This is a genomic window from Alteromonas sp. ABH4_453 (assembly GCF_056160665.1).
In genome coordinates this window covers 312,931-327,110 of the sequence record NZ_JBSWXP010000006.1, presented here as the reverse complement: position 1 = coordinate 327,110, position 14,180 = coordinate 312,931, and the positions used below count along the sequence as shown (strand labels likewise).

The 14,180-nt window shown below is 44.1% G+C and carries 15 protein-coding genes; 6 read left to right on the top strand and 9 right to left on the bottom strand.

Annotation, left to right across the window (positions count from 1 at the left end):
- Positions 1-28 precede the first annotated feature (28 nt).
- Both ACXAGV_RS14035 and ACXAGV_RS14030 read right to left on the bottom strand, forming a co-directional pair.
- On the bottom strand, positions 29-1,705 hold the full coding sequence (locus tag ACXAGV_RS14035; RefSeq protein WP_474873785.1) for a SpoIIE family protein phosphatase: 1,677 nt from the start codon (positions 1,703-1,705) through the stop codon (positions 29-31).
- Between the two features lie 17 nt (positions 1,706-1,722).
- A complete protein-coding gene (locus tag ACXAGV_RS14030) occupies positions 1,723-2,028 on the bottom strand; it encodes an STAS domain-containing protein (RefSeq protein ID WP_474873784.1) in 306 nt (101 codons plus the stop codon).
- Positions 2,029-2,198: 170 nt separating this feature from the next.
- On the opposite strand from ACXAGV_RS14030, the gene yciH reads away from it, so the two are divergent.
- The 3 genes from yciH to pheA all read left to right on the top strand — a co-directional run bounded on the left by yciH (position 2,199) and on the right by pheA (position 4,884).
- On the top strand, positions 2,199-2,531 hold the full coding sequence (yciH, locus tag ACXAGV_RS14025) for a stress response translation initiation inhibitor YciH (RefSeq protein ID WP_474832170.1): 333 nt from the start codon (positions 2,199-2,201) through the stop codon (positions 2,529-2,531).
- Between the two features lie 61 nt (positions 2,532-2,592).
- Positions 2,593-3,393, top strand: a complete 801-nt coding sequence (locus tag ACXAGV_RS14020) for a response regulator (RefSeq protein WP_039216762.1) — start codon at positions 2,593-2,595, stop codon at positions 3,391-3,393.
- A 309-nt stretch (positions 3,394-3,702) separates the two neighbouring features.
- On the top strand, positions 3,703-4,884 hold the full coding sequence (pheA, locus tag ACXAGV_RS14015; RefSeq protein WP_039216761.1) for a prephenate dehydratase: 1,182 nt from the start codon (positions 3,703-3,705) through the stop codon (positions 4,882-4,884).
- A gap of 56 nt (positions 4,885-4,940) precedes the next feature.
- Here the strand turns inward: pheA and tyrA are convergent, their stop codons facing one another.
- Positions 4,941-6,095 carry a bifunctional chorismate mutase/prephenate dehydrogenase gene (gene tyrA / locus ACXAGV_RS14010; protein ID WP_474873783.1) on the bottom strand — a complete coding sequence of 385 codons (1,155 nt, stop codon included), beginning with the start codon at positions 6,093-6,095 and terminating at the stop codon, positions 4,941-4,943.
- 74 nt (positions 6,096-6,169) lie between these two features.
- Positions 6,170-7,258, bottom strand: a complete 1,089-nt coding sequence (locus ACXAGV_RS14005) for a 3-deoxy-7-phosphoheptulonate synthase (protein ID WP_474873782.1) — start codon at positions 7,256-7,258, stop codon at positions 6,170-6,172.
- Between the two features lie 426 nt (positions 7,259-7,684).
- Between ACXAGV_RS14005 and ACXAGV_RS14000 the strand changes: the two genes are divergently transcribed.
- A complete protein-coding gene (locus ACXAGV_RS14000; protein WP_474873781.1) occupies positions 7,685-8,401 on the top strand; it encodes an enoyl-CoA hydratase/isomerase family protein in 717 nt (238 codons plus the stop codon).
- Positions 8,402-8,485: 84 nt separating this feature from the next.
- On the opposite strand, the gene ACXAGV_RS13995 is transcribed toward ACXAGV_RS14000, so the two are convergent.
- From ACXAGV_RS13995 to rpsP, 5 genes are all read right to left on the bottom strand, one after another.
- The gene (locus tag ACXAGV_RS13995; RefSeq protein WP_474873780.1) at positions 8,486-9,121 is read right to left on the bottom strand and encodes a trimeric intracellular cation channel family protein; all 636 of its coding nucleotides are present in this window, start codon (positions 9,119-9,121) and stop codon (positions 8,486-8,488) included.
- 129 nt (positions 9,122-9,250) lie between these two features.
- Positions 9,251-9,610, bottom strand: a complete 360-nt coding sequence (rplS, locus tag ACXAGV_RS13990; RefSeq protein ID WP_024015986.1) for a 50S ribosomal protein L19 — start codon at positions 9,608-9,610, stop codon at positions 9,251-9,253.
- An 18-nt stretch (positions 9,611-9,628) separates the two neighbouring features.
- Positions 9,629-10,390: a tRNA (guanosine(37)-N1)-methyltransferase TrmD gene (trmD, locus tag ACXAGV_RS13985; RefSeq protein WP_474873779.1), complete on the bottom strand. Its 762-nt coding sequence runs from the start codon at positions 10,388-10,390 to the stop codon at positions 9,629-9,631.
- A complete protein-coding gene (gene rimM, locus ACXAGV_RS13980; protein ID WP_474873778.1) occupies positions 10,391-10,912 on the bottom strand; it encodes a ribosome maturation factor RimM in 522 nt (173 codons plus the stop codon).
- Positions 10,913-10,935: 23 nt separating this feature from the next.
- A complete protein-coding gene (gene rpsP / locus ACXAGV_RS13975; protein ID WP_014948832.1) occupies positions 10,936-11,187 on the bottom strand; it encodes a 30S ribosomal protein S16 in 252 nt (83 codons plus the stop codon).
- Positions 11,188-11,569: 382 nt separating this feature from the next.
- On the opposite strand from rpsP, the gene ACXAGV_RS13970 reads away from it, so the two are divergent.
- Together ACXAGV_RS13970 and ACXAGV_RS13965 are read left to right on the top strand one after the other, a co-directional pair.
- Positions 11,570-12,064 carry a hypothetical protein gene (locus tag ACXAGV_RS13970; protein WP_474873777.1) on the top strand — a complete coding sequence of 165 codons (495 nt, stop codon included), beginning with the start codon at positions 11,570-11,572 and terminating at the stop codon, positions 12,062-12,064.
- 296 nt (positions 12,065-12,360) lie between these two features.
- Complete coding sequence (locus ACXAGV_RS13965) at positions 12,361-14,169, top strand: ABC transporter transmembrane domain-containing protein (protein WP_474873776.1); 1,809 nt, start codon at positions 12,361-12,363, stop codon at positions 14,167-14,169.
- The last annotated feature ends 11 nt before the right edge of the window (positions 14,170-14,180 follow it).

Genomic DNA, 14,180 nt, shown 5'->3' with positions numbered 1-14,180 from the left:
TTTCCACGCAAAGCTAGTTTCCTTACTGCTAACGAGTACTAAGTAAGCAAATAACTTTACTACCATTCTTTTCAAACCAGACTCGCTCACACAGTGTTTGAATTAAAGGAAGGCCTCGGCCAAAGCATTCATCACTAGATAAACGCACTCCCGGTAAATACGCTTTGTTTTCCCACTGAAATCCATTTCCACTATCTTCTACCGAAACGAGCACTTTTCCCCTATCTGGTAAAGATTCTACTCTAACGATAATTCGACCACGGCTTAAAGCTTGTAGAGATGCCTCCCTATTTTCGTAGTATTGGTGAAACCCAGCGCTGTCTTGTTTAAGTTTCGAGTCAAGCTTTAAAATACCGTGCTCAAGTGCATTATTAAAAATCTCTGATAACACTGTGAATATAATCGAACGGATACCTTGCATCTCTTCACACTGGCCTGCCAGCTGCAGTACACGTGGAAGGACATCAGGCTGCTTTAGGTGCTCGGCATCCAGTGTAACCTCATGCACTGACGGAAAAGCGTACGCGACTTGGTTTCTCAGGTGCATATTTATTGGTTTTGAGGTGAATACCACTAAGGTTACATCATCTTGAAATGTAGACGTTGCACAGTTCGCCTTAGCTCGCTCAAATAATGATTTAGCGTCGACAACGCCTTCTTCTATCATTTGATTTTTCACTATCTCTGCAAGTCCTTCTTCCAGCAACATATCACCATCATCATTTGAGATTTCAATAAGCCCGTCACTGCAAATAATTAACTGTTCATTGTGTCCTAAATTAACAATGTCTATGTCGGTGTTAAGCTCATGTTCTTCCAAAACCCCTAGGGCCATGTGACGAGAACATATTTTACGTGCCCCCATGTTTGACGTCGCAGGAATAATCGCTGCTGGCATCCCGCCCTGCCACAAATTTATGCGGTTTCCCGCCGCGTTAATCTCACCGACTACGGCAGCCATAAACATGTCACTGGGCAAAAATTTAGTTAGGATCTGGTTTAATTCACTAACGATTTCAGATACCGATACACCTTGTTGACTTAGCTCTTGAAACACACGAGTAACGGGTAACGCACCAATAGCCGAAGCAAGACCGTGTCCAGTAAAGTCCCCCACAATGAAATAAATGCCCCCACTAGGGCTTGCTTCGCATAAAAATAAATCGCCGTTAAAGGTTTCGGCAGGTTGAAGAAAGCAATCGAAATGCGCCTGCACTTCCGGGTGGTTAACTATGGCATGACTGAAAATATGCTCAACAATGGCGTGTTCCCGTGCCACCCTTTGATTAAAAAGTCGCAGGCTCTTGTTCTGTTGTTCTACGTGCTCACTTAACGCACGTATTTTTAAGTGCGCCCGGATTTTTGCAATTAAGATATGACGGTCAAAAGGTTTTGTAGCAAAATCGTTACCCCCTACTTCTAAACAGCGCACTAAACTGTCTTTGTCCTCTAGGGCAGTGATAAACAAAATAGGAAGATAAGGCCCTTTTGCAAGTTTACGGATTTTTGGAGCAACATCAAAACCAGACAATCCAGGCATAACAACATCGAGCAAAACCAAATCTGGCTGCTCTTCAATAAATGTTTCAATCGCCTCTTTACCATCCACTGCTTCAACACATTCTGTATAGCCGGCGTTATACAGCATGTTGGTCAAAAGAGTACGGTTAATAGCCTCGTCATCAACAATGAGGATTTTCAACAAAAAAAGTCCTATTCAGGCTACTTAATTTCGAACTTTTTTTCGAACCGGGATATTTTGAGAATTTTTGCCACCTGAGGTCTGGCGTTCTCAATACTGTAAGAGAGTTCTTTGTCTGCCAATGTTTTCTGCATATTCAATAGCATGCCTAGTGCTGAGCTATCCATATACTCGGTACGAGACAAGTCTACAGCGATATGAGTTGCACCGTCATTTAGTTCGCTGTATGCGTTTCTAAAATCTTCAACTTTACTGAAATCAAATTTTGTTCCTACATCGATTACCAATACTTTCCCCTGATTCTGGTAGCTTGACGTTATTTCCATATGCTTTCCTTAAAATGTCAGCAGAAATGCTTCAATACATGCTTTTAACTTTGCTATCCTTATCTTAGTTGAACTTTTTCACATCGCCATCAATAAGTGCTTAAACTTTCGTATGATTGAGTTTTAACAAGCATAATAACGATGGTTTTACGGATTTTATTGAGGTATCTATGCAAGATTGGCAAGACGCTCTTTTGGTCTACAGTACAGAGAGCGGCAAAATAAAGCCTGAGCAAAAATCAGAGCAACGTTCAGTTTCTTCAGACGGCGTAGTTCGTATTCACAGAGAAACGAAAGGTCGCAAAGGAAAAGGCGTGTCGTTAATTAAGGGGCTAGACCTTCCTTCTGACGAACTAAAGAAACTTGGCTCAGAATTAAAAAAGAAATGCGGTTGCGGCGGAGCGGTAAAAGACGGCGTCATTGAAGTACAAACTGATGACAGAGAAAAACTGCGCTCGCTGCTAACTGACAAAGGGTACAAAGTTAAGCTTGCGGGTGGTTAGTGATTGAAGACCACTTGTACGCTCTCACTTTTTCATAAACATATAACAAAAAGAGTCTGAAATGGAAAAGCTGTCAATTTCTGATTTACATATTATTTTGGTTGAACCATCTGACACACAACGAAAAATTATCACTACGTTGCTGTTGAAAGAAAACGTTAAGGAAATTGACCCAGTCAGTACCCTTTCCGAAGCCCGTTCAGCGGTTAAAGCCCATGGCGCCGACTTAATAGTCAGCGCAATGTATTATGAGGACGGAACCGCACTAGAGCTTCTCAAGTTTATAAAAGAAGACGACGCATTTAAGAGCATTCCATTTATGCTCGTCTCTAGTGAAAATCGATTGAGCAAATTGGAAGAATTCAAACAGGCGGGTGTCGCAGCAATTCTTCCTAAACCCTTTGAGCCTCTTCATTTATCACGTGCCTTAAATGCGAGTCTCGACCTAATCAACCACGATGAGTTAGAACTAGAATTGTTTGATGTGCACGACGTTCGTGTTCTGCTTGTTGATGACAGTAAACTTGCTCGGAACCATATTAGACGAGTACTCGAAGGAATGGGATTACAGAGAATCCAAGAAGCTGAAAATGGCGCAGCTGCGCTTACTTTGATAAAAGACCAAGCTTTCGACCTTGTGGTTACCGACTACAATATGCCTGAAATGGACGGCCGAGAGCTGTCTGAATTCATTCGCTTTAATCCAGAAACCACGCATATCCCTATTATTATGGTGACATCTGAATCGGCAGACAGTGCCCATATGGCCAACATTCAGCAAACCGGTGTAAATGCATTGTGTGACAAGCCTTTTGAGCCAAATGAAGTACGCCAAATGCTGTCAGCGCTGTTAGGTAATTAGCCTTCACAGCATGCTTTTTAAACGAATGCTACATATCGGTGAAACTGCGCGATGTGTAGCAAACTCATTTTTAGTTCTTTTTCAAGACCCTCATATCAAAAACAACTATACATTTTGTAAAAATGGGTTGACACACATAGGGGTTCGACATACATTCAGGTTCATGAAACAGATAATAAAGCACGTAGTATTTTTCTTTTTTGCGTTTACATCCTTTTATTAGGGAGGCGCAGCTACATGCATGAAAACCTCCCACTTGGGAGGTTTTTTTTTAGCAACATTTATTTATAAGATACGCACGGGAATGATATGTCAGACAATGCATTAGATACTGTTAGAGAGCGCATTACCGCTCTTGACAGTGAGTTACTTACACTACTCTCAGAACGCAGAAAGTTAACCAACGAAGTGGCTGAGACGAAAATAAAGCACCACATTCCTGTACGAGATCAAAAGCGTGAAGAACAGCTATTAGTGCGGTTAATAAAAGAAGGCCAAAGCATTGGTTTAGATCCTCATTATGTAACACAAATTTTTCACGTTATTATTGAAGATTCAGTTTTGAACCAGCAGGCCATGCTTGCCGAGCGCGCGAACCCTGGCAGCACACTACCGTTAAACCGAGTAGCCTTTTTAGGCGACAAAGGCTCTTACTCATACCTTGCTACACAGAAATATTTTTCACGTAGACCTGGCGAGCTGTTAGAAATTGGCTGCCAAAGTTTCGCTGAAATTATTCATAAGGTAGAGAGTACAGAAGCCGATTACGCGGTGCTACCCATTGAAAACACAACCTCTGGCAGTATCAATGAAGTGTACGACCAACTTCAGCATACACAGCTAAGCATTATTGGTGAGCTTACCCACCCTATCCGCCATACTTTGTTAGTGGGAACCAATACCAGCATCGATAAAATTAAAACGCTTTATGCACACCCTCAAGTGTTCACTCAATGTAGCCATTTCTTAGCCGAGCTAGGTAACGTCGAAGTAAAGACTATGGACAGCACAAGCTCTGCCATGTTGACGGTTAGCGAACTTCAGCGCGACGACGTAGCGGCGATTGGAAGTGAAGCAGGCGGTAATCTTTATGGACTGATGGCAATTAAGAGTAACTTAGCTAATCAAAAAGAAAATCACAGCCGCTTTATCGTTGTTGCACGTAATCCAGTGGTGGTTCCACTTCAAGTACCAGCTAAAACAACCCTTGTTATGTCTACCATTCAAAAGCCAGGGGCTCTTGTCGAGGCCTTATTGGTGCTTCGAGAGAACAGCATCAATATGACGAAGCTTGAATCGCGCCCTATTCCTGGTAATCCATGGGAAGAGATGTTTTATATTGATGTAGAAGGAAATGTTGAAGATGGTCCTGTGCAGAATGCGTTAGATGCATTACGAGGCATTACGCGTTATATCAAGGTACTGGGCTGCTATCCAAGCGAAGAAATTAGCCCGACCAAAGTGGCTGCCGCGAGTGCGCTGGCTGACTAACATAAAAGAAGCGAGCTTTTAGCTCGCTTCTAACTCTTAACCCATCCTAATGAACACTACTTGTCTCTTAAAAGCTGACCATCATCGGCTTTTAACAACATCTGTTTGCTGTCTACTAAACACTTCTTCGCATAGTCTCCGAACCACGCGCCGACTTTCATAAACTGTTCTACAAACCCTTTTTTATCGCCACTTTCAAGTAATGATAGTGCAATCCCGAAGCGTTCGTAAAAGCGCCGTAGAAGTGCAAAGTTATCAGGGTTATTGAAGATAATGTCGGCATACAATTGAGGAGACTGTGCGAATAATCTGCCTACCATTGCCAGCTCTAAACGATATATTGGAGAGCTAAACATGGTAAGAGATTCAAGATTAGGATCTTCACCTTTTAGGTGTTGTCCGTACACAAAGGTGTTGAAGTGGCGCATAACCTGAATGTATGCCATGGCTTGGTCGTGTTCTTGCGCGCTGGAGTCGTGAATTGTGGCTCCCCAAATTCGCATTTGTTCAATCAGCCAACTGTACTTGTCGCTGTCACGACCGTCGCACACTACCACTACCTGCTTAATCATGCCTGGTGCGTCTGGACCAAACATGGGGTGTAATCCAACGACAGGGCCGCTATGTACGGCAAGCATTGCCTCAAGAGGCTTAGCCTTGATACTGGTTATATCGGCTAGCACACAGCCTTTTGGCAGCATAGTTAGCTTGCTAATCACAGACTCTGTTAGATTAATAGGTACTGCAACAACAACCAGCGAAGCACAGCTTAGTAGTGATGTTGCTCTGCCATTTTCCCAATCGTCTTTTTCAACGACCGAAACCTTGTAATTACTTCGTTCAAACAAGCTCACAAACACGCGGCCAAGCGCCCCTGCTCCACCAATAACAACAACGTTATCAATGTCAGGTTTTACACAGCGGTATTTGTTGTTTTGCGTGTGATAAGACTCTCGCATTACGCGGCGTAAAAGGTCTTCAGTGAGATCGGGAGAAACACCTAGCGCTTCGGCCTGAGCTCGGCGAGAGGCGATCAGCGCTTTTTCACGCTCTGGCACATATACGGGCATGCCTGCTTCGGCCTTTATTTGACCAACTTGGGTAGTAATTTTATTGCGTTTTGCGAGTAATTCGACAAGCTGGGTGTCCAGCTCGTCGATACCTTCACGCAGCGTATCTAACTGTTTTAAGTGCTGCGATAAATCGGCCATTCTGTCTTATCCTTGAATCAAATGGCACGGGCTTGTGGCCAACATTACCTGGCCACATTTGGCGTTACTTGGATTTACGCCACCGTGCGCTTATTTTGGCGTAAGGGTAACACAGTTATTAACTTATCTCTGGTTTGAGATATCAAGTTCTCTGTTGTTTCCCAATCGATACATCCGTCAGTAATTGAAATGCCGTACTCAAGCTCTTCGGGTTTCTTGCCTTCTGCTTTTTGATTACCAGGCTTCAAATGACTTTCCAGCATAACGCCGATGATAGATTGATTGCCTTCTAGAATTTGATTGACCACGTTCTGAGCAACCAACGGCTGGCGGCGATAATCCTTCGAGGAATTTGCATGGCTGCAATCCACTACCAAGCCTGCTGTCAAACCCGCACCCTGCAGTTCAATTTCGCATTCTGAAACGCATACCGAGTCATAGTTTGGCTGCTTTCCACCGCGAAGAATAATATGTCCATCTGGATTACCACTCGTTCCGATAATACTTACCTGACCTTGCTTGTTAATTCCCATAAAACGGTGGCCCGATGCCGCAGATTTAAGCGCGTTAATAGCAATATCCAAGCTTCCATCTGTGCCGTTTTTAAAACCTACCGGCATAGAAAGGCCGCTGGCCATCTCACGGTGAGTTTGCGATTCAGAGGTACGCGCACCGATTGCAGCCCAGCTAAATAGCTCAGCAAGATATTGTGGACTAATTGGATCCAGAGCTTCTGTTGCAACAGGAAGCTCTAGTTCAGCAAGCCAAATTAACAGCTCTCTCGCTTTACGCAAGCCGGTCTCGATATCAAACGTTCCGTCGATATGAGGGTCGTTGATTAAACCTTTCCAACCAGTCGTGGTACGCGGCTTTTCGAAGTAGACGCGCATTACGATAAATAATGTGTCTTTGCATGACTCGTGAAGTTCTTTGAGCTTAAGTGCATATTCTTTAGCTGCTTCAATGTCATGTATCGAGCATGGTCCACACACTACGAGTAGTCGATGGTCTCGGCGATGAATGATGTCAGATACGATTTTTCTAGACTCAGAAATAGCCTCTAACGCTTTGTCTGAAACAGGCAGTTCAGCACTAAGCGCTTCTGGGGTAATAAGTACGTCTTCTGTACTTACGTGAACATTATTTACGGTGTCCTTGATCATGGGAGCTCTCTTACTCTCTTAACTACAAATAAAAACGGAAAATTAAACGCCAAAAGAGTGTGCAATCTGCATGTAAACTTTATTGTACAACCAGTTTTTCTATATTTCTTTAACGTCATTGACTTTTTAACAACTTAAGCATAATAGCGCAAGCAATAACGAATAATACTTTAATCTAGGCTAGATTCGAAGTGAATGAGCATGACTGAATGGCAATAGCGCGCCCCAAAAGCTCATTTTTCAACCAACAGTGAGGTTTATTCCACATAACCTCTTTGACCAAGCACTTTGTATCTGTAATGTATGCTTGAGCGTCCAATCCCCCGAAGATTTAATGAGATAATTGACCAACATAAATAAGCTAAATTTCTCATCTATCGACAGACTTCGGTATCATAGCGCCATTAGAATAAAAACGAGAAAACGATGCAAAATTTAGCCCTCACGTACACTGGTAATGTCGCTATTCTAACCATGAAAAATGGTGAAAACCGTCACAACCCTCTCTTTGCGAAAGAGATGCTTTCAGCGTTAGAAACCATCGAGCAAAATGAGAGCTGTAAAGCGCTAGTGCTCACGTCAAACGATGAGAAATGCTTTAGTCTAGGTATAGACACAGACTGGCTTATGCCGGCAATGAAAACGGGCCGTACTGAAGAAATAAAGCAGTTCATGCATGACATGGACGAGGTATTCAAAACGCTGTTGCTTTACCCCCTCCCTGTTATAGCGGCTATCAATGGTCACGCTTTTGGCAATGGTGCGATTTTGGCGTGCGCTTGCGACTTCAGGTTTATGCGTTCAGATAAAGGTTTTTTCTGTTTTCCGGAAGTCGACCTTTCAATTCCCTTCCTGCCCGGTATGATTGAGTTCGTAAAAAAAGCGATGCCGTACCATAGATTTAACGAAATGAAACTTTCAGGAAGACGGGTTTCTGGCAAAGAGTTAGAGCAAGATCACGTGGTAGAAAAGGCTTATGATTCACAAGAAAGCTTACAGGAAGGCGCGCTGAATTACGCTAAAACTTTCGATAAGAAGCGCGGCATTTTTGGTGAGCACAAAAAACGTCTGCACAAACATATTATTGATACTATCGACAACGAAAATAAGCCTTTAATAGAAGCACTTTCACTTATGGCGTAGAGGTGAAACTTGATGGGGTGAAGTGCCTCTCGTGGTGCTTCACCGCACTCTACAGCTAGGACATGCGTGTTACTGCTTTGCTAGTTAGGTTCTGTTGGGTTTAGGCGTTCTTTTCCTGAACAGGTCTATTTTCACGCCCCAATGAAGTGATGCAATCCTTAGTAAAACAGTGATGAAAATTGAGCCTAGAATGCACCAAAGATAGGAAATATCTAAAGTAAACAGAGCGGCATAGGTAAGCCCTCCTGCAAAACATGCACTTGCATAAACATCGCCACGCATAACGTAAGGTACTTCTCTACACACCACATCGCGCATCAGACCGCCGAAGATACCGGTTGTCATACCCATCGTTAAGGCGACAATCATTCCGGTTCCACTAATTAAAGCCTTTTCAATACCCATTACGTTAAAGATAGCTAACCCTATCGTATCAATAAGAATAAAGTAAAAATTGGATGGCGACGGCATATAACGTACAAACAGCACGGTGGCGAAAACGGCAGAATAGGTAGCAAGAAGGTATTCTGGCGTTTCGACCCAAAAGATAGGTTTTCCTAAAAGTAAATCTCGTAGTGTGCCGCCACCGATCGCTGTCATTACGCCGACAACCACTATACCAAAACCATTGATGTTTTTATCGTGTCCAAGCAGTGCGCCAGATACGGCAAAAAAAGCGACACCAACAATGCCTAGCACAATAAAATAATCTGAGCTCATTCTTCACTCTATTAAAAAACATTAATCTTTGTATCCAATAAAGTAGAAAAAGGATCGAATTTCAGGCACAAAAAAGCCCGCTTGAAGCGGGCTTTTTCGAAGTTAACAATAACGCAAGGATTAGTAATCTTAGTTAAGCTTCTCTTTGATACGTGCAGATTTACCTGAACGCTCACGTAGATAGTAAAGCTTAGCACGACGAACCGCACCGCGACGTTTAACTTCAATTGAAGAAACTGCCGGGCTGTGTGTTTGGAACACACGCTCAACGCCTTCGCCGCTAGAAATTTTACGCACGGTAAAAGACGAGTGCAGACCACGGTTACGCTTAGCGATAACAACACCTTCATATGCCTGAAGACGCTCTTTGTCACCTTCGGTAACGCGAACTTTAACAACTACTGTGTCACCTGGACCAAACGCAGGAACATCAGTCTTTAGCTGTGCTTCTTCGATTTTTTTGATGATATCTTGACTGACTTTGCTCATCATATCCTCTCGTCCTAGTTAACTGTCATCTTGCTGCAGTTGCGCTTGGAATAATTCAAGCAAACGCTGCTGCTCCTCAGTCAGAGCTAGGTGATTTAACAATTCAGGGCGACGCTGCCAGGTTCTACCTAATGATTGCATCAATCGCCACTGCCTAATTTTTTCATGGTCCCCACTTAACAACACGTCAGGTACCTTTTGACCATTGAGTATTTCGGGCCGCGTATAGTGCGGGCAATCCAAAAGACCGTCAGTGAAAGAATCTTCAACTGCTGAAGCTTTATGCCCCAACACGCCAGGAACTAATCGAGCAACCGCGTCCATAAGGACCATTGCTGGTAGCTCACCGCCGCTTAGCACGTAATCACCAATAGAGACTTCTTCATCTACATGGCTTTCGATTACTCGCTCGTCGATACCTTCATATCGGCCGCAAATTAAAATTGTGCGGTCAATGTTAGCAAGGCGCTGTACGCCTGCTTGGTCAAGGGGTTTCCCTTGTGGTGATAAGTAGATCACCTTACTTTTTTCGCCACCAACTTTCTTGGCAGCTTGTATTGCGTCGGTTAGCGGTTTTACCATCATCAGCATACCGGGCCCGCCTCCGTAGGGGCGATCGTCTACTGTACGATGGCGATCATGTGTAAAGTCACGGGGGTTGAAGGTGTCAACCGATAACGTTCCAGACTTAACTGCTCGACCTATCACACCCTGTTGGGTAAAAGGGGCAAACATATCTGGAAACAGGCTAACAACGCCGAACCACTTTTCCGGTGTCACTTAAAACCCCGGGTCCCAGTCAACTTTAATGACCTTCGCTTCCTTATCCACCTCTTGTACGACTTCGTCGAACACAAAAGGTAATAGTCTTTCTTTTTGACCAAAAGCATCGCCTACATTCGCTTTAACGTGAATCACGTCGTTAGCACCTGTATTAAACACTTCTTTCACCACACCTAAGTCGTAACCTTGCGTTGTTACTACTTTCATGCCGGTGAGCTCACGCCAATAAACCCCTTCGTCGCCTAAATCAGGCAGCTGTGAAGCATTTATGTTGATATCCAAGTTTTTGATGCGCTCTGCATCATCTCGACTATCAACGCCCACAATCTTTGCAACGAGGCTTTTACCGTGCGGTCGCCACTGGTCAATTTGGTATTCATTTTCTTCACCAAGAAACCAAGGCGTGTACTCAAAAATACCTTCTGGCGTTTCTGTATAGCTGTTGATTTTGACCCAACCTTTAACACCGTACGGTGCGCCAATTTTGCCAACAATCACTTTGTCAGACGCTAGACTCATCTATACCACCAGTTAATAACAGCTTACGCTGCAGATTTTTTCGCTTCTTTTACCAAGCTAGAAACGCGATCTGATAAGCTCGCGCCTACGCCAACCCAGTATTCAACACGCTCTAGATCTACGCGAAGACGTTCCGCTTGACCTTGTGCAGTTGGGTTGAAGAAACCGATGTTTTCAATGAAACGACCGTTTCTTGCACGACGGCTATCAGCCACCACTAGTTGATAAAATGGACGCTTTTTCGCGCCACCACGCTGTAAACGAATAGTAACCATAAATGCCTCAAACTCGTTGTAGCGTTACCGTTAACTTAAGCCTTCAATCAACGTCTAAAAATTAGACGCCAATTGGAAGGCCGCCGAATTATACGGATATCGCCACCCAATGCAAGCAAAACCTGACTTTTCCTGTATTTAGATAAGCTTTTATTTACAAGCGCATTACTGACGCCGAAATGAGTTTATAACTAACCTATTTCTCGTGAATTTCTGTTAAACATGCGACTCTGGTGTATGGTTAATAGTGCACCGGTTTGTTGTGCTAATTGAACAGCCACATGCAGTTTTAAGGATGGCTGCTTAAGATAAGGTTAATTTTAACTAAAGCTTTTGTCTGTCGTAGACATCAGTTTAGGTTTCACGGAGAAGGATTATTCAAATGAAATTGCCATCGCTCTTACTCGCTACTGCCATTGCTCCTCTTTTCGCTTGTACATCAGTATCGGAAGTCATTGACCAACAAGCTAACGTTCAACCCAATGAAGCACGTATAGATTTTTTCGCGAATCGCGGCGAAGCTTTTGACAACAAGCGAGAGTACGTAAAACTAATGTGCTTTAATCAGCGTCCAACAAATGCATCAGCTCTGCGGGACGTTGAAGAAGGGGAACATGTTCTATTTGTTCGCGCCATTGTTGTAAATACTGATCTTACTGAAGGTAACACGCGAGAGGCTATTGTTCGACTCGATGTAAATCTAGAGGGCGGTAAGCGATACTCCCTTAACCAGACCCGCGACAACCGCGATATGAAAGTATGGCTCCAAGAGACGGATACTGGCGTTCCTGTTAGTGAAATTGTAACAACCCGAGTTGAATACCCAAAATCGGTGGGAGATTTACGCCTTGAACAATGCAAGGAAGGCACAGTTTAAAGAAGAAGCTTCTCGCTAGGCCGCCTTCTATCATGCAAGTCACGCAAAATGACGCAGGGTTGCGCTTGCGTCTTTACCTACCCCAAACAGGTAAATTTTTCACTCAACTAAACGCTTCGCGTATTTTATTCGCCACTTCTTTTGTTCATTTGATTCTCATCCCAGCGTAAATACTGTCGCTGTAGTCGCATTGGTTACGTCCAATGTACACGCTTTACCGTATAATCCAATCATCAAAGTCGAATGGCGCTATAGAGACAGCGCTATAAAGAAGTAACGCACGCAACGAGGTAATTTTGACGACACAGCTACCAACCGTATCAACGAAGCAAGTCTTACAGTGGATTGGCTCACATTTACTTCAATATAAAACGCGAGTTGTAGGCGCTGTCTTTGCCCTTTTTACCGCAGCTATCGCATGGCTTCTGCTTGGACAAGGCATTAAATACGCGATAGATAGCGGCTTTATCGAAAATGCTGCTGATACCTTAAACAAAGCTACGGTTATGGTGCTTGCTATAACTATCATCGCCTGCCTCGCGACCTATGCGCGCTTCTACTTAATGACCTGGCTTGGCGAGAGGGTTAGCGCTGACATTAGAAACCAAGTATATGCGCACCTTCTCTCACTGCCTCCATCATTTTTCGCGGAGCTTCGAACAGGTGAGGTAATTTCTCGATTTACCAGCGACACTACAATCATTCAAACCGTAGTGGGAATGAGTTTATCGATGACCCTACGCTCGGTTGTGACTTTTGTCGGCGCACTCGCGCTTATGACGTTTTCTAGCCCCCTACTCACATTTTGTGTGATCGTCGCCGTACCTGCGGTACTCGTTCCAATTAAGGTACTCGCCCCCCAGGTCCGTCGCTATGCAAAAGAAAGCCAAGACAAAGTGGCAGACCTAGGCGCGCGAATAGATGAAAGTCTCCATGAAATCATGACCGTACAGGCCTATACTGCTGAAAATGCCGAACGACTGCATTTCTCCAAAAAAGTAGAGCTTGCCATGGACGTAGCTAAAAAGCGTATTCACTATCGCTCACTACTAATTGGCTGCATCATGTGCATCAGTATGACGGCAATCATCTTTATTGCTTGGGTAGGGGCAAGACAAGTATTAGACGGCACTATGACCGTAGGTGAACTTTCAGCTTTCCTTTTCTATGCCGTAATGGCGGGCGGCAGCGTGGCCACAATCAGTGAAGTCATTGGTGAAGTACAGCGAGGAGTTGGTGCAAGTGAGCGTTTGTACGAGCTATTTACCACTGAGCCTTCTATTCGATCTTTGAATGCTGACACAGCTGAAGACTATGCTTCTTCAACGTACTCAGCATCAAAAGGAGCAAGTGCTAAACCGGTAATTTCCAAAGCGGCACCAAAAATAGAATTAGAAAATGTCAGCTTTGCTTACCCCAACAGCAAACCACTGTTTGATAATTTGAACATTAACATTCGAGCAGGAGAACGTCTTGCTTTGGTAGGAGCAAGTGGCGCAGGCAAAACAACGCTATTTCAATTATTAATGCGCTTCTACGACCCAAGTGCCGGACAAATACTGTTCAATGGTGCGCCAATCAACAAGATGCCCGTAGACGTTTTGCGCCAACATATTGCCATCGTTACCCAAGAGCCCGTGGTCTTCGCTGATACCGTGTTGGAAAACATTCGCTATGGCAGCCCACATGCAAGTGACGACGCCGTGATAAATGCGGCGAAGCAGGCATTTGCCCACGAATTTATCGATAACCTCGATGAGCGCTACAACACACAGTTAGGTGAACGAGGCGTAAAACTTTCTGGGGGTCAAAAACAACGTATAGCTATTGCTCGCGCTATTTTGGCCGACCGTCCAATTTTACTTTTAGATGAAGCGACGAGCGCGCTTGATGCGATGAGTGAGCGTATGGTTCAACAAGCCATAGATAGGCTTATGGTAGGAAAAACCAGCATTGTGATTGCTCACCGACTTGCAACGGTGCAACATGCCGATCGCATATTAGTTATGGATAAAGGAAAGATTGCGGGTAGCGGCGACCACGCATCATTAATGAAAAACGATACCCTGTACAGGGAATACGCTGAACTACAATTGCTTAGCTGAACCGCCTGTGG

Coding starts and splice junctions, on each gene's coding strand:
- ACXAGV_RS14030 (WP_474873784.1), bottom strand. CDS start 2,028: ATGGAAATAACGTCAAGCTACCAGAATCAGGGGAAAGTATTGGTAATC.
- yciH (WP_474832170.1), top strand. CDS start 2,199: ATGCAAGATTGGCAAGACGCTCTTTTGGTCTACAGTACAGAGAGCGGC.
- ACXAGV_RS14020 (WP_039216762.1), top strand. CDS start 2,593: ATGGAAAAGCTGTCAATTTCTGATTTACATATTATTTTGGTTGAACCA.
- pheA (WP_039216761.1), top strand. CDS start 3,703: ATGTCAGACAATGCATTAGATACTGTTAGAGAGCGCATTACCGCTCTT.
- tyrA (WP_474873783.1), bottom strand. CDS start 6,095: ATGGCCGATTTATCGCAGCACTTAAAACAGTTAGATACGCTGCGTGAA.
- ACXAGV_RS14005 (WP_474873782.1), bottom strand. CDS start 7,258: ATGATCAAGGACACCGTAAATAATGTTCACGTAAGTACAGAAGACGTA.
- ACXAGV_RS14000 (WP_474873781.1), top strand. CDS start 7,685: ATGCAAAATTTAGCCCTCACGTACACTGGTAATGTCGCTATTCTAACC.
- ACXAGV_RS13995 (WP_474873780.1), bottom strand. CDS start 9,121: ATGAGCTCAGATTATTTTATTGTGCTAGGCATTGTTGGTGTCGCTTTT.
- rplS (WP_024015986.1), bottom strand. CDS start 9,610: ATGAGCAAAGTCAGTCAAGATATCATCAAAAAAATCGAAGAAGCACAG.
- rimM (WP_474873778.1), bottom strand. CDS start 10,912: ATGAGTCTAGCGTCTGACAAAGTGATTGTTGGCAAAATTGGCGCACCG.
- rpsP (WP_014948832.1), bottom strand. CDS start 11,187: ATGGTTACTATTCGTTTACAGCGTGGTGGCGCGAAAAAGCGTCCATTT.
- ACXAGV_RS13970 (WP_474873777.1), top strand. CDS start 11,570: ATGAAATTGCCATCGCTCTTACTCGCTACTGCCATTGCTCCTCTTTTC.